Origin of the sequence: Psychrosphaera sp. B3R10, assembly GCF_018861025.1 — a bacterium.
In the GTDB taxonomy this organism is placed as follows: domain Bacteria; phylum Pseudomonadota; class Gammaproteobacteria; order Enterobacterales; family Alteromonadaceae; genus Psychrosphaera; species Psychrosphaera algicola.
In genome coordinates this window covers 87,709-112,732 of sequence record NZ_JAHKQH010000028.1, presented here as the reverse complement: position 1 = coordinate 112,732, position 25,024 = coordinate 87,709, and the positions used below count along the sequence as shown (strand labels likewise).

At 40.3% G+C, this 25,024-nt stretch carries 24 protein-coding genes; 17 read left to right on the top strand and 7 right to left on the bottom strand.

From position 1 onward, the window contains the following. The first annotated feature begins 9 nt into the window (after positions 1-9). Entirely contained in the window at positions 10-1,449 is a 1,440-nt protein-coding gene (tldD, locus tag KO525_RS11630) for a metalloprotease TldD (protein WP_215963985.1), read from the top strand. A gap of 72 nt (positions 1,450-1,521) precedes the next feature. Here tldD and yjgA read toward each other — a convergent pair whose 3' ends face one another. Then, positions 1,522-2,040 carry a ribosome biogenesis factor YjgA gene (gene yjgA, locus KO525_RS11625; protein WP_215963984.1) on the bottom strand — a complete coding sequence of 173 codons (519 nt, stop codon included), beginning with the start codon at positions 2,038-2,040 and terminating at the stop codon, positions 1,522-1,524. Between the two features lie 89 nt (positions 2,041-2,129). On the opposite strand from yjgA, the gene pmbA reads away from it, so the two are divergent. Then, positions 2,130-3,473, top strand: a complete 1,344-nt coding sequence (gene pmbA / locus KO525_RS11620) for a metalloprotease PmbA (RefSeq protein ID WP_215963983.1) — start codon at positions 2,130-2,132, stop codon at positions 3,471-3,473. Positions 3,474-3,573: 100 nt separating this feature from the next. Here pmbA and KO525_RS11615 read toward each other — a convergent pair whose 3' ends face one another. Beyond that, positions 3,574-4,119: an SPOR domain-containing protein gene (locus tag KO525_RS11615; RefSeq protein ID WP_215963982.1), complete on the bottom strand. Its 546-nt coding sequence runs from the start codon at positions 4,117-4,119 to the stop codon at positions 3,574-3,576. A gap of 22 nt (positions 4,120-4,141) precedes the next feature. After that, complete coding sequence (gene priA / locus KO525_RS11610) at positions 4,142-6,340, bottom strand: primosomal protein N' (RefSeq protein WP_215963981.1); 2,199 nt, start codon at positions 6,338-6,340, stop codon at positions 4,142-4,144. A gap of 86 nt (positions 6,341-6,426) precedes the next feature. Here priA and KO525_RS11605 point away from each other — a divergent pair, with 86 nt between their 5' ends. From KO525_RS11605 to KO525_RS11590, 4 genes are all read left to right on the top strand, one after another. After that, a complete protein-coding gene (locus tag KO525_RS11605) occupies positions 6,427-6,780 on the top strand; it encodes a hypothetical protein (RefSeq protein ID WP_215963980.1) in 354 nt (117 codons plus the stop codon). 129 nt (positions 6,781-6,909) lie between these two features. Further along, complete coding sequence (gene rpmE / locus KO525_RS11600; protein ID WP_215963979.1) at positions 6,910-7,122, top strand: 50S ribosomal protein L31; 213 nt, start codon at positions 6,910-6,912, stop codon at positions 7,120-7,122. 582 nt (positions 7,123-7,704) lie between these two features. Next, complete coding sequence (locus KO525_RS11595; RefSeq protein WP_215963978.1) at positions 7,705-8,928, top strand: malic enzyme-like NAD(P)-binding protein; 1,224 nt, start codon at positions 7,705-7,707, stop codon at positions 8,926-8,928. A gap of 134 nt (positions 8,929-9,062) precedes the next feature. Beyond that, positions 9,063-9,635, top strand: coding sequence for a hypothetical protein (locus KO525_RS11590; protein ID WP_215963977.1), 573 nt, complete (start codon positions 9,063-9,065; stop codon positions 9,633-9,635). Between the two features lie 29 nt (positions 9,636-9,664). Here the strand turns inward: KO525_RS11590 and KO525_RS11585 are convergent, their stop codons facing one another. After that, complete coding sequence (locus tag KO525_RS11585) at positions 9,665-12,196, bottom strand: penicillin-binding protein 1A (protein WP_215963976.1); 2,532 nt, start codon at positions 12,194-12,196, stop codon at positions 9,665-9,667. Positions 12,197-12,352: 156 nt separating this feature from the next. On the opposite strand from KO525_RS11585, the gene KO525_RS11580 reads away from it, so the two are divergent. The 9 genes from KO525_RS11580 (at position 12,353) to KO525_RS11540 (ending at position 21,350) form a co-directional block, all read left to right on the top strand. Beyond that, positions 12,353-13,432, top strand: a complete 1,080-nt coding sequence (locus tag KO525_RS11580) for a pilus assembly protein PilM (RefSeq protein ID WP_371744404.1) — start codon at positions 12,353-12,355, stop codon at positions 13,430-13,432. Continuing rightward, a complete protein-coding gene (locus KO525_RS11575; protein ID WP_215963974.1) occupies positions 13,420-13,989 on the top strand; it encodes a PilN domain-containing protein in 570 nt (189 codons plus the stop codon). Before KO525_RS11580 ends, KO525_RS11575 begins: the two co-directional genes overlap by 13 nt. Further along, positions 13,986-14,591, top strand: coding sequence for a type 4a pilus biogenesis protein PilO (locus KO525_RS11570; RefSeq protein ID WP_215963973.1), 606 nt, complete (start codon positions 13,986-13,988; stop codon positions 14,589-14,591). The genes KO525_RS11575 and KO525_RS11570 overlap by 4 nt, the downstream gene beginning before the upstream one ends. Beyond that, entirely contained in the window at positions 14,591-15,115 is a 525-nt protein-coding gene (locus KO525_RS11565; RefSeq protein WP_215963972.1) for a pilus assembly protein PilP, read from the top strand. Before KO525_RS11570 ends, KO525_RS11565 begins: the two co-directional genes overlap by 1 nt. A gap of 14 nt (positions 15,116-15,129) precedes the next feature. Next, positions 15,130-17,247 (top strand): type IV pilus secretin PilQ, encoded by a 2,118-nt coding sequence (locus KO525_RS11560; RefSeq protein ID WP_215963971.1) that lies wholly within the window; start codon positions 15,130-15,132, stop codon positions 17,245-17,247. 139 nt (positions 17,248-17,386) lie between these two features. After that, positions 17,387-17,905 (top strand): shikimate kinase AroK, encoded by a 519-nt coding sequence (gene aroK / locus KO525_RS11555; RefSeq protein ID WP_215963970.1) that lies wholly within the window; start codon positions 17,387-17,389, stop codon positions 17,903-17,905. Positions 17,906-17,923: 18 nt separating this feature from the next. After that, positions 17,924-18,991 (top strand): 3-dehydroquinate synthase, encoded by a 1,068-nt coding sequence (aroB, locus tag KO525_RS11550; RefSeq protein WP_215963969.1) that lies wholly within the window; start codon positions 17,924-17,926, stop codon positions 18,989-18,991. Further along, positions 18,988-20,505 carry an AAA family ATPase gene (locus KO525_RS11545; protein ID WP_215963968.1) on the top strand — a complete coding sequence of 506 codons (1,518 nt, stop codon included), beginning with the start codon at positions 18,988-18,990 and terminating at the stop codon, positions 20,503-20,505. Before aroB ends, KO525_RS11545 begins: the two co-directional genes overlap by 4 nt. A 2-nt stretch (positions 20,506-20,507) precedes the next feature. Continuing rightward, entirely contained in the window at positions 20,508-21,350 is an 843-nt protein-coding gene (locus KO525_RS11540) for a Dam family site-specific DNA-(adenine-N6)-methyltransferase (RefSeq protein WP_215963967.1), read from the top strand. Between the two features lie 80 nt (positions 21,351-21,430). Here KO525_RS11540 and KO525_RS11535 read toward each other — a convergent pair whose 3' ends face one another. Next, positions 21,431-21,637 (bottom strand): DUF2970 domain-containing protein, encoded by a 207-nt coding sequence (locus tag KO525_RS11535; protein ID WP_215963966.1) that lies wholly within the window; start codon positions 21,635-21,637, stop codon positions 21,431-21,433. Next, positions 21,612-21,899 (bottom strand): hypothetical protein, encoded by a 288-nt coding sequence (locus tag KO525_RS11530; protein WP_215963965.1) that lies wholly within the window; start codon positions 21,897-21,899, stop codon positions 21,612-21,614. The genes KO525_RS11535 and KO525_RS11530 overlap by 26 nt, the downstream gene beginning before the upstream one ends. Positions 21,900-22,097: 198 nt before the next feature. Between KO525_RS11530 and KO525_RS11525 the strand changes: the two genes are divergently transcribed. Together KO525_RS11525 and KO525_RS11520 are read left to right on the top strand one after the other, a co-directional pair. Next, complete coding sequence (locus KO525_RS11525) at positions 22,098-22,970, top strand: hydrogen peroxide-inducible genes activator (protein WP_215963964.1); 873 nt, start codon at positions 22,098-22,100, stop codon at positions 22,968-22,970. 99 nt (positions 22,971-23,069) lie between these two features. Beyond that, positions 23,070-23,387 carry a helix-hairpin-helix domain-containing protein gene (locus KO525_RS11520; protein WP_215963963.1) on the top strand — a complete coding sequence of 106 codons (318 nt, stop codon included), beginning with the start codon at positions 23,070-23,072 and terminating at the stop codon, positions 23,385-23,387. Positions 23,388-23,522: 135 nt separating this feature from the next. Here KO525_RS11520 and KO525_RS11515 read toward each other — a convergent pair whose 3' ends face one another. Beyond that, complete coding sequence (locus KO525_RS11515; protein WP_215963962.1) at positions 23,523-24,746, bottom strand: EAL and HDOD domain-containing protein; 1,224 nt, start codon at positions 24,744-24,746, stop codon at positions 23,523-23,525. Positions 24,747-25,024: the final 278 nt, after the last annotated feature.

Genomic DNA, 25,024 nt, shown 5'->3' with positions numbered 1-25,024 from the left:
GAGACAATTTTGAATAGTGTAGAGCAACATATATTAGACGCAAATAAATTGACCGAACAGGATGTATTTAACGGTTTGGAAATCATGCTTGAACATAAGTTGGATTACGCAGATTTGTATTTTCAAGCGAGTTATCATGAATCTTGGGTGATGGAAGATGGGATCATCAAAGATGGCTCTTACAATATAGAACAAGGTGTTGGCGTACGTGCGGTTAGTGGCGAAAAAACGGGCTTATCTTATTCTGACCATATCAATGCTAAAGCAATTAACGATGCGGCCACAACGGCCAGAAGTATAAGCGCCGCGGGTGCACATGCAAAACAACAAGTCTTTAGTAAAACTAAAGCTAATAAAATCTACCCTGATCGTCATCCGTTAAACTTAATGTCAAATGATGAAAAAGTTGCTTTGTTGCGTAGCGTCGACAGCTACATCCGTCAGCAATCACCAACATCACAAAATATCGTAGTAAGCATCTCAGGAGTTTATGAACAAGTTTTAGTGGCCGCAAGCGATGGGACGTGGGGAACAGATACTCGTCCGTTAGTCCGCTTAAACTGCTCTGTTGTTTTAGAAAAAGACGGTCGTCGAGAGCGTGGTGGCGCAGGCGCTGGTGGACGTACAGATTATGGTTTTTTTGTTGAATTGGTCGATGGTAAATTACGATATCAACAGATTGCCGACGAAGCGATTAAGATGGCGACCGTTAATTTAGACGCTATCGAAGCGCCGGCAGGTACTATGCCAGTTGTATTAGGTAATGGCTGGCCAGGTGTGTTGTTGCACGAAGCGGTAGGGCACGGTCTTGAAGGTGATTTTAACCGAAAAGGGTCAAGCAACTACAGTGGTAAGATTGGTCAATCCGTTGCCTCTGAGTTATGTACTATTGTTGACGACGGCACTATGCTAAATCGCCGTGGTTCAATTAACATCGATGATGAAGGTGTTGCATCAAAATACAATGTTTTGATTGAAGACGGCGTATTAAAGTCGTATATGCAAGACAAGATGAATGCTCGTTTAATGGGCGTAGAGCCAACGGGGAACGGTAGAAGAGAGTCTTATGCTCACTTACCCATGCCACGAATGACCAATACTTATATGTTGCCTGGTGAAAGTTCCCCTGAAGAAATTATTGCCAGTGTTAAAGACGGAATTTATGCTAATAATTTTGCCGGCGGTCAAGTTGATATAACGTCGGGCAAGTTTGTGTTTTCGGCTTCTGAAGCCTATTTAATTAAAGACGGCAAGATTAGTACACCTGTAAAAGGGGCGACATTAATCGGCAACGGGCCAGATGCAATGGCAATGGTTTCTATGGTCGGCAATGATTTAGCGTTGGATAAGGGCGTCGGTGTTTGCGGAAAAGACGGGCAAAGTATTCCGGTAGGCGTAGGACAACCAACACTCAAACTCGATGAGATGACTGTTGGCGGCACCCAATAAGCGGTTTCCAGCTAACTGAATTCAGTTCAACCAAGCTTTTAAGATAGCAAAACGTTTTTATAACTTAGTTATTTAAACGTTTTGCAGTCCAGTTTTAATATACTGAAATATCTCTTTAAAACTTTTGCCCGGTTTCTCTTTAGCAACTTCTTTTGCAGCTTGACGAGTCAGCTGACGAAGACGTTGTCTATCCAAGGAAGGGCAACGTTCAAGTAGGGCGTCAATTGCCTTATCTCCATTGTCTATAAGTCCCTGACGGATACTTTCAATCTCTAGAGAAAATTTGTCAGGTGCATTTTTAGGCGCAATAAACTTATGCAATTCACGTTTTAAACCTTCGATATCTTCATCACGTAACAACTTAGTCATAAACTGAAAGTGGCGACGTAATGCGTCTGGCTTATTACTGATCTTGTCAGCTAATTTGAATGCTTCTCTTAGCTCGTCACTCGCCGGCAATTTTAGTCGCTGGGATTTAGACAACTTAGTCAGCTGTGTAGCTAAAGCTTGTAGCTCTTTAACTTCTTTCTTTATTTCTGTTTTACTGATGTAATTTTCATCATCAGGCATTAAATAATATGGCTTTGTCATAGGATAAAAAAGTCTTATTTTTTGATAACTGGAGTATAGGTTTTATGCTATCCTCACGCGAGCATTTTCACTAAATTTTTTGAGTATATATGTCCCAGCAATATGATGTTTCCGAGGATATTAGTCAGGTTAAAGACGCCATCGCCGACTTAATGAAAATGGCGAAAACCTATGGCGCTACTTCTGCGGAAGCTGTTATCAGTAAATCAAAAGGCATCACAGTTTCAAGTCGTTGCCAAGAATTAGAGAATATCGAATTTAATCAAGAAGGTGCGTTAGGCATCACCGTTTATGTTGGACAACATAAAGGTTCGGCCTCAACCGCAGATTTAACTCACGACGCATTGAAGCAAGCCGTTAAAGCGGCCATCGACATCGCTAAGTATACATCAGAAGATGAATGTTCTGGATTGGTCGATAATGATGAGCTAGCCACTAATATTCTAGACTTAGATCTTTATCATCCGCATCAAATCAGTCCAGAAGAAGCCATTAAGTACTGTATTGAAGCTGAAAAAACCGCATTCGAAACCGACGCTAGAATAACGAACAGTGACGGTGCATCCCTTTCTTCGTATGAAGGCTTTAAAGTCTATGGTAGCAGTGAGGGCTTTATTGAGGGTTATGCAAGTACGCGACACAACTTGAGTTGTTCGGTAATTGCACAAGTTGACGAAGACATGCAACGCGATTATGCGTATACCGTAGAACGTGAATTTAACCTACTAAAAAGACCAATTTGGGTCGGTGAAAAAGCGGCGCAGGCTGCTGTTTCTATGTTAGGTGCTCGAAAAATAAATACCTGCCAATCACCAGTTATATTTCATGCCGAAATCGCTTCGAGTTTATTTGGGCATTTAGTTTCGGCTGTTTCTGGCGGCAGTTTATACCGTAATTCATCATTTTTGATGGATTCGCTTGGTACATCAATTTTCCCAGACTTTGTTAACATTAGTGAACGACCACATATCATGAAAGGGTTGGCGAGCAGTCCATTCGACTCGGAAGGTGTTAAAACGTTAGACAGAGAAATTATAGATGCTGGCGTGTTAACAACCTATTTACTCACTGGTTATTCTGGTCGAAAATTAGGCATGAAATCCACTGGGCATGCAGGTGGCATTCATAACTGGTTGGTGAAACATACTGAAGCTGATCTTGATGCTTTATTAAAGCAAATGGGCACAGGTCTGCTGGTGACTGAGTTAATGGGACAAGGTGTAAATACAGTAACCGGTGACTATTCCCGTGGTGCTGCTGGCTTTTGGGTTGAAAATGGTGAAATCCAATTCCCAGTTTCTGAGGTAACCATTGCTGGTAATCTAGCCGAAATGTTTAAGCAAATAGTGGCAATTGGTGGTGACGTTGAACGCCGAGGAGCGGTCCAAACGGGTTCAGTATTAATAGAAAATATGCAAATTGCCGGAAGTTAAAGTCGCTAGACAACTGCTATGAAATAAAACAAGCCACTGACATCAGTGGCTTTTTATTATCGCTACAAAAATTATTGTTGTTGCTGTTGATTGGTATTACTTAACGCCACAACCATATTTCACAGTAATTAATGTTATTACTCTTTAATACATGACGTGTTTTTTCAGCGTCTCGTTTGCGGTCGAATGGCCCCAAAATGACTTTATACCAAACTCCGCTGCTGCCTTCGACACGTTTTACCTGTGACTCGAAACCGGCAAATGCAATTTTCGCTTTTAAAGATTCAGCTTGGTCTGAATGCCGTAACGAGGCGCATTGCATCAAAAATGGCCCCTTGTCTTCGAGTTCATCAGCTGTAACTTTTACTTTTTTGTTCTCTAACTCTTCAATAAAAGTCCAAGTCTCATCTTCTGGTGGAGGTGGAACCGCTTGTTTTTTAACAACATCAGGTTTCGTTTCTGGATTTGCACCGTCGGTAATAAGCCCGTCATCTTTGATATTTAATAGAAAATAACCAAAACCCGCGACCAAAGATAAAACAATAATTGCTTTTATGATTGGAAATGGTCTTTTTGGTGGTGTTGATTCTTTTGGGGGCTTGGGTCTTTTTTGCTTAGGTTGACTCACGTAATCTTTATTTTTCATGGGCAAAGAGCCTTAATTCAATTTAGTTGTGATCGATAGGATCAACGTCGATACTCCAACGGATTCTATTATCCTTTTGAATAGTATCCAAGTTTTCAATGAGCCAATCGACAACTTTGTGCAAATAAGGTCGAGATTGGCACTGTAATGTCAGAAGAAAGCGGAATTTACCGGCTTTTTTCATCATGGCGGCTGGACTCGGACCTAAAGTTTGCAGATTTGGGAATTGTCTTAAATGTGGCAAAAGTCCATTTAGCCATTCAAGACCCGCTGTTTCGTGGGTCGATTCGGCTTTTAATAGAATATGGTGAGAAAACGGCGGCAAATGTAACATTTTACGTTCATTTAACGTAAATACGGCAAAATCATTATATGTGTAGTTAACAACATCTTGAATGACCGGATGTTCAGGGAATCGGGTTTGCAGCCAAACTTCACCTTTTATACTGCCTCGACCAGCGCGTCCGCTCACTTGGACAATGAGCTGAACGAGTTTTTCTGGAGCACGAAAATCGCTGCTAAAAAGGGCACCGTCAACGTCGACTACACCAACTAAGCTGACATTAGGAAAGTGATGTCCTTTGGCAATCATCTGTGTGCCTACGATGATCTGAGGGCCTTTTTGATTTATCTTTTCGAGGACTTCCTGGAACTGTCCTTTTTTACTTGTGCTGTCTCTATCCAAGCGAGTTAAAGGAATATCAGGGAACAATTCTCGCAATTTATATTCAAGTTGTTCGGTACCAACGCCAACCGCGGTTAATCGTGTTGAACCACAACTCATACATTGGTGAACGGTAGGATGCTGATGACCACAATGGTGACAAATGAGTTGGTTGATATTGCGATGGTAAGTCATATAACTTGAGCAACGATGACATTCAGTTAGCCAATGACACTCTTCACACATCAATACAGGCGCATAACCACGTCGATTAATAAACAGCATCACTTGATGACCTTGGGCTAGTTGTTCACCGATGCGTTCTATCAACGGAGTTCCTAAGCCGGAATCCTGTGGACATAAATTTAGGTCTAACAATTTCATCGTTGGCATTTGGCTGCCAGCTGCACGTTGGTTCAGCTTTAAATGATGAAACTTCTGGGTCATTGCATTGTTTAAAGTCTCTAAACACGGCGTTGCCGATCCCAAAACAACCGGGATTTGAAATTTGTTGGCGCGATAAAGTGCGATGCTGCGACTGTGATACTTAAACCCGTCTTGTTGTTTAAATGATGGGTCGTGTTCTTCATCGATAATAATCAAACCTAAATCTGCGAATGGTAAAAACACTCCAGAGCGAGTCGATATGATGATTTTGGCTTCGCCAGATTGGGTCTTTTGCCACGTATCAAACCTTTGTTTATCCGTCATACCGGAATGCCATAACGCAATGCAAAGCTTAAATCGTTGTTCGAATCGTTTTATGGTTTGTGGAGTTAACCCAATTTCAGGCACTAACACGAGAATTTGCTGCTGTTTTAATAAACGTTGTTCAATTACCTGCAGATAAACTTCAGTTTTACCGCTGCCGGTGACACCATCGAGTAAAAAGGTTGTGTGACCAAAGCATTGATTTATCGCGGCAACAGCGAGTGCTTGCTCTGCATTTAGCGCTAAACCTGGTTGTAGTTGCGATTTATCAATCGTGGTGGGGGCGGGCTTTATGTTTTGCCATTCCGCCCACTTTTGGTCGACAAATTTTTTAATAGTGGGGGCGGTAATCCCGTGGTCTGCCAATTGGATTCGACTTAGTGTCTTGTGCTTTAAAAGATCATAGAGCTGTATTTGCTTTTTGGCGTTGGCAGAAAACTCACTGCGTTTTGGCATCATTGGCGTTGCAACTAATGATTCAGGTAAAAGAGCCTCTAGTTGTCTGTTTTCTCTCAATAATTTGGGTAAAGCACTGTAATAAACATCGCCTAGTGGATGTTGATAGTATTTGGCTGCCCAATTTAAAAAGCCAATTTGCTCTTCGTTAAAGACAGGCTGGCTATCTATCATTTCAATAATAGATTTAAGCTTAGAATCCGGGATGTCCGTGGTGACGTCGTACTCAACAACAATAGCCACAAGGGACTTATTTCCAAAGGGTACTAGCACACGTTGGCCAGCACAAATGGTCAGTCCGTTTTGCTTTTCTGTAAGGGCATAATCGAATAATCGACGCAGCGGTACGTTTAACGCAACGCGTATTATTTTATATTCTAACTCAAACATGGCATGCGCCAACAATTAGATAGCTTGACATCAGATTAGCAATCACTTACTTTTGATGCGGTTTATATTATAGGCGTTATTCATTAATGGCTTCGTTTCGACATATTTTGAGTTTCGGGTTAGCTACCTTTATAGGGACTCTTACATTTAATAACAATGTAGATGCTAAGGAAGCAAGAATTTATTCTACAGAAGGATACTGTATATTAGCATTTGAGCAAATAGATAGTAGCTATTTGCAAGACTATGAGAAAAAACTTGGGTTTAAACCTAAGGTCAAGCTGTGCAATCGTGTAAATCGATTGGTTTCGGAGTTTCAACCTGAAAATTGGAATTACTCCTACGGCCAACCATACCCTGGTAGCAGTATTTACATAAATCCTGAACAAGTTAAATTAATTGAAGAAGCCCAGAATAACCGTCGACAAGTCCGTCGTTGATTATTTCTGCAGTTTAAGCCTTGATCTTTTTATTTTTCCATTTATAATTCGCGCCCTTAATTTTATTAACTTCGTATGGTATTCGACATTAAGATCGGATGGCGATGCGGCCCACTGAGGTAATCCAAAATGCAAAAAGATATCCATCCGCAGTACAACGAGATCAACGTATCTTGTTCATGTGGTAACAAATTCGTTACTCGTTCTACTCTAGGTAAAGACCTTCACTTAGACGTATGTTCAGCTTGTCACCCGTTCTACACTGGTCAGCAAAAAGCTGCTACTACTGGTGGTCGTGTTGATAAGTTTAAAAACCGTTTCGGTATGTTGGGCAAAAAGTAATTGTTGCCAAGCATCTAAAGAAAAGCACCTTAGGGTGCTTTTTTTGTGCCTAGATTTTGAGTCTCAAAATTTTTATTGTTCTAACTCACCAATTGCGCATGAGTAGTTTATCCCGTTAACCTCGAATTACATGCTACAAGTGCCACATTTAATGATGTCGAGCGTTTCAATGTGCTGGTTTTCAATATTTATCTCCATTTTTTTTAGCAATATTCACTATTTTTCTAACGGGTGTTCGTTGTAATTAATCTACAACTGAAAGTTTCGCGAATTTTAGTTAATTTACGTGAATCAACACGATACAGAGCTAAATCATTAAAATATCTATGAACTTCTTAGAAAAAGTTTTACTTGGTGCATCTATTAGTTGCACTTAATTCATCAATTGTTGTTATTTGTAGTTAAATTACACCCAACTGGTACGAACAGGTAGACATGCTATAACTTATTACCAGTAAACGGTTTTTTATCTACGACTTTAGTAGTAAATTGACCGTCCGATTACGCCTAATTTTGATCAACGAGGATCGTTAGGCTAGGACAACAATTAATAATTAGAACTACGCAACTGGGATTATATCAATGTCGGATTTAAAGAAACGTGCACTGCAGTACCATTCAGAACCTACTCCAGGAAAGATTTGTATTGCCTTAACAAAACCGGCGGAAACTGTCGATGACCTTTCTTTGGCTTATAGTCCTGGTGTTGCTGAACCGGTGAGAGAAATTGCTGCAGATCCTGATAACGCATATAAATACACGTCAAAGGGAAATACCGTTGCGGTCATTACAAATGGTACAGCGATACTAGGTTTGGGTAATCTTGGTCCATTGGCGTCTAAACCAGTAATGGAAGGTAAGGCGCTATTGTTTAAACGTTTCGCCAATATTGATTCGTTTGACATTGAAGTAACACATAAAACCCCCGCTGAGTTTATTAACACAGTTGCAAGTATTGCAGATTCGTTTGGCGGCATAAATTTGGAAGACATCAAAGCACCGGAATGTTTTGAAATAGAAAGAGAACTTATCAAACGTTGTAACGTTCCGGTATTTCATGATGACCAACACGGAACCGCAATAGTTACGGCTGCCGGCATGTTAAATGCCTTAGAAATTCAGGGTAAAAGATTAGAAGAGGCGACTATTGTTTGTTTAGGCGCTGGCGCAGCGGCAGTTGCTTGTATGGAATTACTTATCAAATGCGGTGCGCAACGTGAACGCATCTATATGTTAGACCGCCAAGGGGTTATCCATACTCGTCGTGACGACCTGAATGAATTCAAGGAGCGTTTTGCCAACAATACTGATAAACGTACTTTAGAAGATGTGATGGATGGCGCAGATGTATTTGTAGGGGTTTCTGGAGCAAACTTACTGAGTCAACATGCACTCAAACTTATGGCTCCTAATCCTGTGGTATTTGCTTGTTCAAATCCAGATCCTGAGATAAAACCTGAATTAGCAAGAGCCGTTCGCGATGATTTAATTATGGCGACAGGCCGTTCAGATTATCCTAATCAAGTTAACAACGTTTTGTGTTTCCCGTTCATTTTCCGCGGTGCATTAGATGTAAGAGCAACTGCTATAAATGATGAAATGAAGATAGCTGCGGTTGAAGCGATTCGTTCTTTAGCAAAAGAACCCGTGCCGCAAGAAGTTTTAGTTGCGTCAAATCTAACTTCTCTTGAGTTTGGCCGAAATTACATTATACCTAAACCGATGGATGCTCGTTTGCTGGAACGCGTTTCAAATGCCGTTTCAGAAGCCGCTATTAAGTCTGGTGTTGCCAAAATAGGTTTTTGATCTATTTTTGACTGAACTGCAAATTAGCGCTAAACGTAAAAACCGCATTAATGCGGTTTTTTTGTATCTTATTGGTTTGTTGTGGTATTGGTTTGTTGTGGTATTAGTTCTGATAACGAGAATGTGGACAATGTATGCGTTTATTCAATGACATAAAATCAGATAAAAACCTATATGCCATAAGTGCGCTGCCACTTGTGACAGTTTATGATGACAATTGGTTTTTGCGGAATGACTATGATGTTCTTTCAATAGGACAACGCAACTATATTATCCAGTTTTTTGCGCAGTATGGTTTTAAACAAAAAACCGGAAAGACGTTAAAACAGCTCGATAAAACGGTGCACTTGGTACAACCAAATCGCAACTTAGCGATGTCAAATTTTGATCCGCGCTTTATCGAAACACCACCCCAAACATCCAGTGCAGAAGGGCTAAACGTCGACGCATTGAACCGAGACAATGTCTTTGTGATTACGCCAACGATGTTCGCAGAAGCGTTGTTTTATTGTCATGTGGAGGATAAGGCATTAGCTATTGAGTCAGTTAAACAACTCATCAACACATGCCCTTATAATATTGAATGGTTACGCGACATTGCCTATAGAACCCCAATTGAAGCCGTAACAAATGATTCTTATAATGCGCTTGTCGCGTATCAAAAACACGTCATTGCCAATAAGTTTAAAAAGAAAAAGGCGTTATAGTGATTAATCGAACTTAAGTAACGAATTGATCAAAACAACTCTTCTTCTTCGGCAATAAAGTCCTCTTCGTCGTCGATATTCACAGGTCGGGAGTTTTCTGCATATTTGTCTGGTTCAGTACCTTTTTTGAAGTATTCAAATCGGGTTGTGTAATCTGTTTTTCTAGATAGAAGTCCTGTTTCTCGATCTATCCTGACGGAAACAACCCCCTCTGGAATTTCTCGATAGGTAACAGGAATGTCAGGTAAAACGCGACTCATAAAATCTACCCAGCCAGGCAATGCGGTTTTCGCGCCTGATTCCGCGCCATAAATATGCCCGTCACCTAAATTGCTATTATAAGCGGTTCGGCCCAACGGACGTCCCGGTGCGTCAAAGCCGACCCAGGTTGTAGCCACTAATTTGGGGGTGAAGCCGGTAAACCATGTGTCTACAGCTCTATTCGTTGTCCCTGTTTTGCCACTGAGGTCTCGACGTTTTAACGTTTGTGCTCGCCACGCAGTACCGTTCCAGCCATTACCTTTACTCCATGTTCCGCCTCCCCAAACGGTGCTGTTCATTGCGTCTGCAACTAAAAACGCATTTTCTCTACTAATGACTCGTGGGGCGTCTAAGGCAAATGATTCAACCGAATCCTCTGTGACCTCAACGTTATCGTCAGTAAGTGCGTCTAACGGTTCTAATTGTGAAGGCTCTCTTGCAATATATTTTGTCGCTTGGAAAACATTTTTTTCGCTTGCATCAGTGACATGATCAATAAGATTTGCTTTAACTAAATACCCGCCATTTGCAAACGCACTCATTGCAGTCACAACTGAAATCGGCGTTAACGATGCCGAACCAAGTGAAAGTGATTCATTTTTAGGTAAATCGCTTTCAGCAAAACCAAATTTGGTTAGGTGATCAACTGTTTTTTGGATCCCCAATGAACGCATTAATCGAACCGACATCACGTTTTTAGACTGAGCAAGTCCACGTCGAACTCGCGTAGGACCATCATAATTTTCAGGCGAATTTTTTGGACGCCATGCTGTGCCAAGATTCTTATCCCATTTATTGATTGGTGCGTCGTTTATTAAACTACTTAATGTAAAGCCATTTTCTAGGGCGGCAGAATAGATAAAGGGCTTAATGTTTGAGCCGATTTGGCGTTTTGCTTGAGTCACTCGGTTGTACTGATTACCAACAAAATTGTAACCACCGACCAGAGCTTTGATATCACCGTTGTTCGGATCAAGTGCCACGATTGACGAGGTGACACTTGGGATCTGACTTAAACGTAAGCGACCATCTTCAAGTTTTCGAACCCATATCTGCGCGCCAGGCACTAAGATGTCAGACGCCAATTTAGGGGCTGGCCCTTGTTTGTCGTCACTAATATAAGCACGAGCCCAACTCAAGTTGTCCCACTCAATCACGTCAAATTGATTGCCTTTGAGCTGCACATAAGCGGTTTGCTCTGTTGTATTTGTAACAACCGCAGGCATTAATTCATTAAATTGCTTAAGGCGAGACAACCTTTGGTCGATCTTTTCTAGACTCCAACTGGCATTAGCAGAAGTTGTACTGTCTGTCTCTTCCTCACTCCATAAAGTGAGCGTAGCGCCTCGATAACCATGTCGCTCGTCATAGGCAAAAATATTATTTCTTAACGCAATCTGTGCGGCTTTCTGCGTTTTAGCATCTATTGTTGTATAAACTTTAAATCCTTCGGTATAAGCTTTTTCTTTACCATAACGCTCAACCATTTCTTTCCTTACTTCTTCTGCGACGTAAGGGGCATGTGCGGTAATATTGGCGCCGTGGAGTTTTGCTGTAATTGGCGCTTCAATTGCTTCTTTATATGTCGCTTCATCAATCGCACCGACAGTGAACATACGTCCGAGTACAACATTTCGACGCCATTTGGCTTTAGCTGGATTGCGAACCGGGTTATATGACGAAGGAGCTTTTGGTAAGCCAGCGATTAACGCAAGTTGTGGCAGCGTCAATTCATTAATTGGCTTATCGTAATAGACTTGCGCTGCAGCCCCGATACCATAGGCTCGGTTACCAAAATAAATCTTGTTGAGATAAAGCGTTATAATTTCTTTTTTTGTTAAGATTTGCTCAAGGTGCAAAGCGATATAAAGTTCTTTTACTTTTCGGATAATGGTTTTATCAAATGTTAAAAATACGTTTCGAGCGAGCTGTTGGGTTATGGTACTTGCGCCCTGTGCGGCACGACCTTTTGTAATAGAAACAAAAGCGGCCCTAACGATCCCGATAGGATCAAATCCAAAGTGTTCGTAAAATCGAGAGTCTTCGGTGGCAATAATCGCCTCCATCAGCTGAGGCGGAATTTCTTCATAAAGTAATGGGTTACGGCGTTTTTCACCGAATTGGGAGATCAGTTCGCCATCCGCTGTATAAATTTTCATCGGTATTTGGAACTGAACGTCGCGAATTGATGCCTCATCAGGCAATTCATCTTGAATATAAAAATAAAATGAAACTAAAACCGTAAGCCCTAATAATCCACAATAGAATAATATTCGTAGTAATTTATTCAGCCAAACCATTGAAACTACCTAAAAAAATTTGTCAATATGTAACGAGCTGATAGTATAACTAGAACCAGCATAGAGAAAAGGCTTTTTATTCGATTAAAAAGCGTCTAATCTCTGTATTAAAGCATATTTTTTCAGGAAGCTCAGTTACTTGACATGATAGTTGAGATAATCAAAAAGTTTTTCACCAAGAGTGTCCCTTATATGGTGGGAATCGATATAGGGTCACACTCAGTAAAGGCTGTGTTGTTGTCAGAACAACATGGAATCTTTCGTATGGAAGCCGCGGCATTAGAACCAATGCCTAAAGGAATGATAAAGGATCGTGAAATTCAAGATATTGAAGCTGTATCTCGTGTGATTGCAAAAATTCGTAAACATATGCCTAAAAATGTCAAACATGCTGCCGTCGCGATATCAGGAGCTAGTGTGATAACAAAAGTTATCTATATGGATGTTTCGCTTTCTGAATCTGAATTAGAAAGTCAAATTGAAATTGAAGCAGACTCTTTGATCCCATACCCTCTTGACGAAGTTAGCTTAGATTTTGAAAAGCTAAACGTGAATAAAGCTGATCCTTCCAAGGTTGATGTTTTGTTAAGTGCAGCACGTACTGAACATATCGAAGTTAGATCTCACGCGGTAATGGATGGCGGCTTTGAGCCGAAAGTCATGGACGTTGAGAGTTACGCCTTAAGTCGAGCTGGTCGATTGTGCTTTAGTCAATTACCAGACGACGCTGAAGATAAAGTTGTTGCCTTTGTCGATATCGGTGCACAAATTTCGCTGGTAAGTATCGTACAGGGTGAAAGGGCACTTTATACCCGAGATCAGGTATTTGGTGGCGAACAGTTCACAAATTCAATTGTTACCTATTATGGTAAATCGTTCGAAGAGTCTGAGCGAGATAAGGTACTAGGTAATTTACCTCCAAATTACACGTTTGAAGTTTTGGCTCCGTTCCAGACGGCTTTACTTCAACAAATTCGTCGTTCGATTCAAATGTTCCTAAATACCAGTGAAAAAGAAAACGTCGATTACATCGTTCTCTCTGGCGGCACAGCGTTAATAAATGGTTTAGATCGTTTGTTAATTGATGAACTTGGAATACACACCGTAATTGCAAACCCATTAAAAAATATGGAAGTCGCAGCCGAATTGGATTTAGATGAAATTAATCTAATTCAACCTCAGTTGATGATTGCAACCGGATTGGCGCTAAGGAGTTTTTCTGAATGCCATATATAAATCTATTACCATGGCGTGAAAATGCCAGAAGGGAAATGCAACAGCAATTCATTGCTATATTGGCTGGATTATCGGCTATTGTTGTCTTTTTCGTTTTTTTACTAAACTTTTACTTTTCTGAACGGATTGCCGGACAAGAATATCGCAATAACTATTTAAAAAGTGAAATCTCAATTTTGGATAAGCGGATCCGCGAAATTCGAAATTTGAATGATACAAAAGATAATCTAAACCAACGTATTCGATTGATTGAACAACTGCAAAGCTCACGTAATTTAGGTACTCAGGTGCTGAATGAAGTTGCCGCAATTGTGCCTGCTGGGATTTACCTGACTAGAGTTGAGAAGAAAGATAATTTAATTTTAGTAACAGGCCGAAGTGAATCTAACAACCGTTTGGCCAATATGATCCGTCAAATCGACAAATCCGAACTATTGTCGGACGCTATACTAGAATCGATTGTTGCAGGCAAAAAAGAAAACTCTTTGTTAAGTAACTTTAAGATGACAATAAAAGTAACTGAGTACTTACCTGAGCAAGTTGGAGCGAAAAAATGAACTTCGACAAGCTGAATTTTGACTTATCAGAATTTGATATCAATGATATCGATTTTGAAAATATGGGGTCTTGGCCAAAAGCGGCCAAAATTGCAATGGCTTTAGTTGTTGCCATTGCGGTCTCGGTGTTGAGTTATATGTTTTTGGTCAGTGGAAAAATCAGTGAATTAGAACAAGCTGAAGCCAATGAACAACAGCTTAGAAAGACGTACCGAATAAAATATGGGGCTGCGGTCAACCTTGATTCTTACAAATCACAGATGACAGACATGGAACAAAATTTTTCTTTGTTACTGAAAAGGTTGCCATCGTCTCATGAAACACCAGGATTGCTAGATGACATAACCTACGTAGGTACAACCTCGGGTTTGACGTTTATTCGAATTAATTGGTTACCGGAAATAGAAAACGAGTTTTATACAGAATTACCTATTCAAATAGAAGTTATTGGCGATTACCATGAATTTGGCCAATTTGTCAGTAAAGTTGCAGCACTGCCGCGGATTGTAACCTTGCACGAATTTTCGATTGAAGATGCTCGGGATAAAGAGCTTAGACTAAATGTTGTCGCTAAAACCTACCGCTATAAGGAGTCGAAGTAATGAAACGGTTAATGTTATTATTCACTCTTTTGGTTCAAGGTTGTTACGATGACGTGTCTGATATTCAGCAGTATATGAATGAGGTGAAAAACGGCGCACCGGTTAAGATTGATCCAATCCCAGAAGTCAAAAAGTTTGTTCATGTCGATTATGAAGCAGTCATTACGCGAAGTCCGTTTGAGTTGCCTTCACCTGAAGCTATTGAAGAAAATTTTGTCCCAGTTCAAAATTGCCTTGCCCCTGATCATCGAAGAAGAAAACAACCTTTGGAAAAATTTGCGCTTGATAATTTAAGCATGAAAGGTACGTTAGGCACGAATAATCAAATTTGGGCGTTAGTAGAAGCAACAGATGGTTCATTACATAGAGTAACTAATGATAACTATATTGGTCTATTTAACGGTAGAATAACTTCGGTTACGGATAATCAAGTAGATTTAATTGAACTGATCCCCGACGGTGCGGGTTGCTGGAAAGAGCGAACGGCAACCGTGTTAATGGCAGAAGCTACGGCAGAAGAATAAAAATGGTCAAAAATATGGATTTTCAAACAAAAAATAAAAATAAATCTGCAACGGTGCGATCGCTTGTTGGGATGTTTGCCCTTTTTATGGTGTTTACCGCACAATCGATACCTTTGTTGTATGACATTCGATATAGCCCAATTGTTAAAGGTGAAACTGAACTCGAATTTGTCTTTGATGAAGAACTCTACGCAGATCCAAATGTTCAGGTTTATAACGAACCTGCTCGAATTGAAATGTTTTTTGACGAAACTGATTTTGAAGAAAGCCTAGCTAACGTATTAATCGAGAAAGATGGCGTTATTAATGTTGAAACCCAGTATATGGATGACGGCGTTATGGTGAGCATTTTACTCGATTACTTAAAAATCTATCAATCACGTGTTGAAGGTAATCGTTTCTTTATTCGTGTTTCAGACAATGCATCGTTAGAAGCTCAAGCACAACAAGACACTGCAATTACACTTATCAATCGCATTCAAGCTTTAGACTTCCGTCGTGGTACAGATCCCGGTCAAGAAACCGAAGGCCGTGTTTTGGTGTTCCTACGCGATAATATGGCAGCGGTTGATGTCACTTCCTCTGACAATCAAATTTTTATTGAGTTTCACAATACTGATATTGTAAATGAACTGCTTTATAAAATGGACGTGACCGACTTTGGCACTGTGGTAGGTGGTATTGAAACATTCCAAGTGGGCGTTAATACGCGTTTAGTTGTTAATGTTGACGGTGAGTTTGAGTATGACTTCCAACAACTTGATAATATCTTCACTTTATCTGTCATTAAAGCCGCAGAGCAACAAGGCATATTAGCCGGCGGAACTGAGTATCAAGGTCAGCCGATATCCCTAAACTTCCAGGATTTACCAATACGAACTGTTTTACAAATAATTGCCGACTACAACGGGTTTAACTTAGTGGTATCGGATACAGTGTCTGGGTCATTAACACTAAGATTAAATGGCGTACCGTGGGATCAGGCGCTCGATATCGTATTAAAAACGAAAGGTTTAGATAAACGCATGGACGGCAATGTATTAATGGTTGCCCCAGCGGATGAATTAACCGCTCGTGAAGCACGGGAACTTGAAGCACGTAAAAAAGTGGAAGAAAACGAACCGCTGGTGTCCGAATTTATTCAAATAAACTACGCGAAAGCGGTGAATATCGCGGCATTGTTAAAATCAGATGGAACGTCAATTTTAACACCACGCGGTCAAGTATCGGTGGACGACAGAACTAATACACTTTTAGTTAAAGATACGTTTGATGGTATCGAAACCGTTAAAAAAGCAGTTAGAACATTAGATATTCCAATTAAACAGGTTATTATTGAGGCTCGAATGGTCACAATTCGTGACAATATTGACGAGCAACTTGGTATTCGTTGGGGTATTACTGACCGAAATGCACCAAGCAGTGGTTATACTTCGGGTATCAGCGGGTCATTGGATGGCGCTGGTTCAGCAAATTACAATCAAGATACTGCGACTGCAGGCGGCGACCAAACTAGTGTCCTTGCAATACCTGTAGCCCAACGACTAAATGTAAACTTACCCGTTGCAAGCCCTGCAGGTAGTATTGCTGTGCAAATAGCCCGTTTAGCTGACGGTACATTATTAGATTTAGAATTATCTGCATTAGAGCGTGAAAATAAGGGTGAGATAGTTGCAACCCCACGTATCACGGCTTCAAATCAAAAAATGTCACGGATTGAGCAGGGTACAGAAATACCTTATGTTCAGGCTGCGTCGAGTGGTGCAACAACTGTGACATTCAAAAAAGCGGTTTTGAGTTTGGAAGTTACACCGCAAATCACGCCAGATAACAGTGTAATATTAGATTTAAACATCACTCAAGATGCGCGGGGCGATACAGTTTCTACACCAACTGGCCCAGCTGTCGCGATTGATACGCAGCAACTACAAACACAAGTCACAGCTGTTAATGGTGAAACTATAGTATTGGGGGGAATATATCAGCAACAAGTGATAAACTCCGTAAGTAAAGTTCCGCTGTTAGGTGACCTACCATTTATTGGTAGATTGTTCAGAACGGATACTTCTTTTAACGAAAAACGCGAACTTTTAATCTTCGTAACACCTAAAATTGTTACTGATGCATTGTAGTTAGCTTCTTATTGACAACTCTTAGTTGCAATTTTGCCACTTTTTTTGCGATAATTCGCGCCTTAAATTTTTCATGGGCGCGAAGTATGGTGCCTTGGGCTTGTTGTAAACACAAAACATAGTATTTGAATTAGGTAATATGGCTGAAAAACGTAACATCTTCTTAGTTGGTCCAATGGGCGCGGGTAAAAGCACAATCGGCAGACACCTCGCCGATCAATTGCATTTGCAGTTTGTCGATTCGGATCAGGAAATAGAGCGTCGTACCGGCGCTGATATCGCATGGGTATTTGATATCGAAGGTGAAGAGGGTTTTCGCCAACGCGAAGAATCTGTCATCACTGAATTGACCGAAAAACAAGGTATTGTGTTAGCCACAGGCGGTGGCTCAGTTGTCAGTAAAGAAATTCGTAATCGTCTATCCGCACGTGGAATTGTAGTTTATTTGGAAACCCCAATTGAAAAACAAGTTGCTCGTACTCAACGTGATAAGCGTAGACCTTTGTTACAGACTGAAGAACCAGCGAAAGATGTATTGATTCGCTTGTCTGAAGAACGTAATCCACTTTATGAAGAAGTGGCTGACATCGTGGTTAAAACCGATGAACAAAGTGCACGTGTTGTTGCAAACGAAATTATTAGTAAACTCGATTTCTAAATAGCGGAGGCTGTCAGTATGGAAACCCTAAATGTTTCGTTAGGTGAACGCAGCTACCCGATTTATATAAAACAGGGAGCGATGTTTGATGCTTCTTTGTTTTCGCAACACATCAAAGGAACTAAAGTTGTCATTGTTACAAATGATACTTTAGCACCCATCTTTGCCACCGAAGTTGCAGAATTGCTATCTCAATATGATGTAGCGACTGTGACCATACCTGATGGTGAAGCATACAAAACATTAGCAAGTTACGAACATATCATGAGCTTTTTACTTTCGGGTAACTATGGTCGTGATGTAACCCTAATTGCTTTAGGTGGCGGTGTAATAGGCGACGTGACAGGTTTTGTTGCGGCCACCTACCAACGTGGTGTTGATTTTATTCAAGTCCCAACAACCTTATTGAGTCAAGTTGACTCATCAGTAGGCGGAAAAACGGCAGTTAATCATCCACTCGGCAAAAATATGATTGGTGCGTTTTACCAACCTAAAGCCGTAATTATTGATATTGATTCCCTTTCTTCATTGCCTGATAGAGAGTTTTCAGCAGGAATGGCTGAGGTTATTAAATACGGTATTTTGGGTGACATTCAATTATTTGAATATCTCGAAGTTAACCTAGCTGAAATTTCAGCGAAAGTTCCAAGTGTATTGTCTTATATCATTAAGCAATGCTGCCAAAATAAAGCTGATATTGTTGCGCAAGATGAAAAAGAAAGTGGTGTTCGAGCATTGCTTAACCTAGGTCATACTTTTGGGCACGCTATCGAAGCTGAAATGGGGTATGGCAATTGGCTTCACGGCGAAGCAGTTGCTGTCGGTATGGTGCAAGCTTCCGAATTAGCCAAATTACGTGGTTGGTTATCGGATGCTGACGTTAATCGCATCGTTGCTCTAAATGACGCGTTTTCGTTACCTTCGAAAGGACCTGCACAAATGTCATATGAGCAATATATTCCTCATATGAAAAAAGATAAAAAAGTTCAGGCACAAACCATAAGATTTGTATTGCCGAAACACTTAGGTGAGGCGATACTGGTTACAGACGTAACCGAGAGTGAACTGAAACTAATTTTACAATGACCGCTTTGGGCTCTAATTTCTACTTCCCACCAAGTCGACTAAATTATTTAGTTCAACTTCGTTCTTTGTTAACTCAAAACAAGATCGTTGCGCTTGAAGGCGGCATGGGGTTTGGCAAAACCGTTTTGTTAGAAGAAGTTTTAACAACGGCGATGCCAGATGCCAACAAATGTTATGTCACAGCTTCAAAAAACATCACGGATGTACAGCTCCGTAGCCGGATAATAGAGCAATTGTTTGGCAATGTACTATTTGACCCAGAAAAACCTCTTGTAAGCTCATTCCTTGAGTTTAATCAGCAAACTGAACTAATGGTAGCGATAGATAATGCGCACTATATGTCTGCAAAACTGGTTGGTGAGTTATTACAGGTCTTTAGCCAAATTAACGGTGCGGGTATCCAGTTTTCAATTGTACTCAGTTTCGACAAGTCAATCTCGGCCACCTTATTAAATATTAATTCACAGCTTATCGCCGTTGAATCAATACCTAGGTTGTCAAAGGACGAAAGTTATCATCTGCTAAATACGTATTTTTCTGAGTTGCCAGCCATTACCGATTCAAAGTTGAAGCGTTGGATTGAAAACTCAAAAGGTGTTCCGATCCAGTTATTGGCCTATAACGACCAAAATAACTTAGAGTTAGTTAATTCAGGCGGCTTAAATATCAAACTTTGGGGGGCAATTGTCACGCTCGCAAGTTTACTTCTTGCCCTTGGGATTTATGCCTACAATGTGGGTTATTTTGACTCAACTCCAAACGTTGCAAAGCAACATATTGGTCCGGAGGATGATGAGTCTTTGGCGGTGAAACAAGTGCTCAACGCCAATAAAAAGGTGTCGATACCAGAATTTAAAAGTCGTACCTTGTATGCCGATGATCTTGCGGCGACCCGGACAGCGTCCGCTGAAGAAATGTTTACTGCGTTACAAGCATCTTTGGATGACCCAGCCTCGGTCATCACGCCGCAGACAAAACCTGATAAAGGTGGCAATGCGGAGGACAGCGCAAAAGTGACGGGAACGACATCCGTAAAATCTACGCTGTCATTAGCTACTAATACTCCTCCTACCGTTAAAAAACAGTCGGTGGAAAATCAACTGTCTAAGTCAGCGGCCGCAGCCAAACAGGTTGTGAACGACAGTGACTTAATTATTGCAACGGCATCAGAGAATTACCCAGAACAGCCGCAAACAAGTTTGTATAAAATTGACAATGACGCGTTTATGTCATTGCCAAAAGACCGCTATGTATTGCAGTTTACTGCGGTTAGCTCAGAGCCAACTTTAGCTGAGTATTTAGTTTCAGCGCCAGTAAAGCCCAGTGAATTTCGGATTTACAAAATTCAACGAAATGGGACAGATTGGATAGTGGTGACTTATGGCTTATTTGATACCATTACACAAGCTCGCGAAGTTGCCTCACGCCTCGAGCCGAATGCTTGGGCAAAATCAGTGTCGGTGATCCAACAACAAATTCAAACTTATAATCAACGTTTCGAAAAAGCCGAGTAACCATGACCAAGAAAACCAGAGCCTTTCTTAAGTGGGCCGGCGGAAAGTACAGCCTTATTGAGCAGATCCACTCCAGATTGCCGGAGGGGAAAAAATTGGTTGAACCGTTTGTCGGTGCCGGTTCTGTTTTTCTCAATAGTAACTATGATTCTTACCTACTAAATGACGTTAATCCAGATTTAATTCGATTATACAAATATGTAAAGTCGCGACCAAAGACACTTGTCACTGATGCTCGAACGCTTTTCAATCAGAAAAACAACGACAAAGTGATGTATTACGGTTTGCGCCAGGAGTTCAATACCACTACCGATCTGTATTATCGAGCCTTGTTATTTATCTATTTGAATCGCCACGGCTATAACGGGTTATGTCGTTATAATTTGAAAGGAGGCTTTAATGTGCCTTTTGGTGACTACAACAAACCCTATTTTCCAGAAAATGAAATTTATGCATTTTCGGAAAAAGCTAAAAAAGCTAAGTTTGTTTGTGAGGATTATAAAAAGACGTTTTCGCGGGCAAGGGCCGGTTCTGTTATTTACTGCGATCCGCCATACGCTCCATTAAGTCAAACCGCAAAATTTACGAGTTATTCGGTAGGCGGCTTTGATCCAAATGAGCAGGCCAAATTAGCGCTTTTGGCAGAACACACAGCGTTCAATAGAAAGATCCCAGTACTGATTAGTAATCATGACACTGAACTCACTAGAAAGCTTTACCATGAAGCTAAACATAGTTTTGTAAAGGTTAGCAGGAACATTAGCCAAAATGGCGCGACGAGAAAGAAGGTAGGTGAGATATTTGCTTACTATTGCCCAGATAAGGTAATCGTTAAGTCTCGGTAAAATTGCAGCGATTTAACACTTTGCTGTAAATCGCTACTTAGATATCGCTATATACGTATCGCAACTTAATTTAACTCGTCCTAGCCGACAACAAAATTAACAATCGTGATCAGTGCTAAAATAAACCCAATCACTAAAATAACGCCAGCCAAAATAAATGGAAATGGTGTATCTGAATTAAAATCTGAACTGTGTTTATCTGACTTTTGAATGCCAATCATGGCAGACGCTGCACTTTTCAAAGCGGAAAAAAAGCTCGGTTTATGCGTTACTTTTATCGTTTTCACCCTCAATCTCTCCCTTGTCTACTGCGGCAACCTTGTCACTATTGTGTAGTAATTCAATAAGGTCAAAAAAGTGGAATTGCGAACCATTTTTGTTGCCAGTTATCCAATTCCACCAACTAGGGCTTTGGGCTTTTGGTGCTTCACAGCCGTTTTGTTTTTGAGCACATTCGCAATCAACATTCGAAACTGTCGCTGCTGTTGTTGCTGAACAAAATATTACTGTTGATACCAATATTGCTTTTCTTATATGTGAAACGTTCATAGGATTTTCTCCCCGCGCGTTTTTCGTACGTATAAGAATAATAGAGTTTATGAAAAAAAATATGCTATTGCGGTAGAATCAAGATATTGGCCGACCAAGTAACAATTTATTGAATCTCTTTGTCAGTTGGGAGGTTATTCGGTAAGGTAAGCGCCATAAAATATGCGATAAATTGATACTTCAGGAAAGGCTATTTATATGAAGTTACCCAAGCTCCAGCAGCTAAAATACTTAGTTTCTTTGTACGATACTGGACATTTTGGTCAGGCAGCAAAAAAGTGTTTTGTTTCACAATCAACATTAAGTAGTGCAATTCAAGCCTTGGAAGAGCAATTAGATGCACAGTTAATCGAACGCGACCACAAAACGTTTGTGTTTACCCCTGTTGGTGTCGATGTCGTTAAAAAATCTCGGGAAATTTTAGAAAGCAGCGCTGATCTCGTGGCCACGGCAACATCAGATGGCAACCAATACGGCGGTGAATTGCACTTAGGTATTATCCCTACCATCGCCCCATTTGTTGTAAATCCTTTAATTAAAGATTGTGCAGAGCAATTCCCTAAATTGGACCTTTATTTACGTGAAGATACAACGGACAACTGCCTGTCTTTACTTCGAGAGGGCCGACTTGACATGGTGTTGATGGCGACGCCTTATAACGTCGGCGAATTTGTTGAGTATCATTTGATTAAAGATCAGTTTTACCATGTTTTTCATAAAGATAATGTAGAAAATAATGTCTATTTGTTAGAACGCGATCATTGTTTGTCAGAGCATACGATTAGTGGCTGTAGCTTGTCTGAATCTAAAGATGTTCATCCATTCCAGGCCAGTAGTTTAACGACTTTATTGGCAATGGTAGAGGGGCATGCAGGCGCAACTTATTTAACTAAGCTCGCCATTAAATCTGGCTTTGTTGACCGCCATAAGCTGCAGGTCGCTGAGCTAGAGGATAAAAATGCGTTTCGTAACTTGAGTCTAGTGTGGCGGAAAACGAGTCACCGAAGAGTATTCTATTCCAATATTGGGGTTCAAATTAAGCGCGTACTCGAGCAACTCGTAAGTTCTTAACCTCATGTAAACTGTACTTTTTTGATAAAAACTGGACTTGTGGTTTCAGCATTCTAACTTACTATTTGGAATGTTCTTAAACTACAAAAAGGAAATATGATGAAAGGACGTTCAGTAAAATATCTACTTTTAATTATTGGCAGCTTGTTTGGTTCGCACAGTGCGTCTGCTTTGCCTATGGTTAATGATGGAACAAATGCACAAGTTAAACAGGTAAGCAGTCACTCATTGCTTGATCTTAACCGCGTTGGCTTAAACGAGCTAATTAAAGTTAAAGGACTTGGCAAAAGTAAAGCGGCAGCAATACTTGCATATCGCAAAAAGGTAGGAAAGTTTAAAACACTCTCTGAACTAAAAGAAATTAAAGGCATTGGTCCCAAACTATTTGCTAAAATTAAGCCTCAATTCAGAATTTAGTGATTTAGTTTATGGCATTGAATTATTTCAAAGATGCCTAAATGAATAAATTCATTTCAGGATAATTTTGAGATGTAAAAAAGCGCAGCACCAATTTTGGTGACTGCGCTTTTTAATATTGACTAAAAATCTATTTTAAACGGAAGATATAAGTGAAAGTTGGTCATCGGCCCAACTAATGGCTTCGGCAAACTTAGCTGAAATTTGTTTACCACTAAGATTTAACACAGATTCAAGTTTCGACTCTTGTTCCCAGTCACCTTTTTCAAATGTAATGGCAAGTTTTAATATTTCCGCCAGCTGTCCTTCACCTTTAATTAGGGCGTTTTTAATCTCAGCTGCCAGTGGCAATTGCTCCATTATCTTATCTATTGATTCATCTAATATCGCGTCGATAAGTGACATCATACCGGTTAAAAACGCCATTGCTGAATCAATTTGAGTATTCTCTGCAGCTAACAATTCACTAAATCGCGCTCTAACCATCGCCATTTTTAATAGCTCTTGTGGTTTGCTGTTATTCACTTGGGCGGTAAATAGCAATGATAGGAATTTTCTAAGTTCGTGCTGGCCTAATACGACTAGGGCTTGTTTGATTGTTGAAATTTCGGCACGACGTTTAAATGCTGCTGAATTTGTATATCGCAGCAATTTATAAGAAAGATTGACGTCTCGCTCAAAAATTTGCGTGATCTTAGGCAAATCTAACGTTTCACTCGAAGTCTCATACAACAATTCGGCTAATGTCATTTGCGCTGGTGATAAATTTTTTGCTTTAACGAGTTCAGGTTTAGAGAAAAAATAACCTTGGAAGTATTTAAAGCCAAGTTTTTTGCACTGTTCAAATTCTTCGAGGGTTTCTACTTTCTCAGCGAGCATGTCTATATGCGATTGAGGCTTGAGCTCAATTAAAATACCAGCAATTTCGTCCATGGTCATAGCACGAAGGTCGAATTTGATAATATCGATATACGGATAAAAATGTTTCCATACGGGCTTATGCTCGTAGTCATCAAGAGCGATTGTATAACCTAACTCTTTTAACTCTTTGACGGCAGCAAGTAAGCGACGCCCCGGTTGTACAGTTTCCAGTATTTCAACAACTATAGTTTCAGGTGCCATCATTGTTGGGTAATTTTTTAAAATGGTATCTAAAGTGAAATTGATAAATGCTGGCTTATTGTCAGTAAAGTCTTCAAGTCCATAACTGACCTGCGAACCTTCAATAATTCGTGAGGTTGCTTCATCTTCGTCAATATCGGGAAATACATTACTTACACCGTCTCTAAACAGTAATTCGTAGGCAAAAAGCTTTTTCTGCTGGTCCAAAATGGGCTGTCTAGCGGCGTAAAAATACATTAGTAAATATTGCTCCAACTAACCGTAACTGGTTATTTGTTATATTGTTTCACATACATTAGTTACTAACCAATATATTATCTATAGATTTTAATGACCACCAATTTATCCAAATTAGTCGCTTTTTTTACAAAAAGGGGTTGGGATAGTGTTCAATGTCTGTCTAAATTATAATCTTTTTGACCTTGTATGGAATGAGTTAGGTCAAATAAATTACGTTGATGTTGTAAACAAATCTTAATGTTCTAAGGGGGTTCCGAGATTTTAGTCATTTTTGA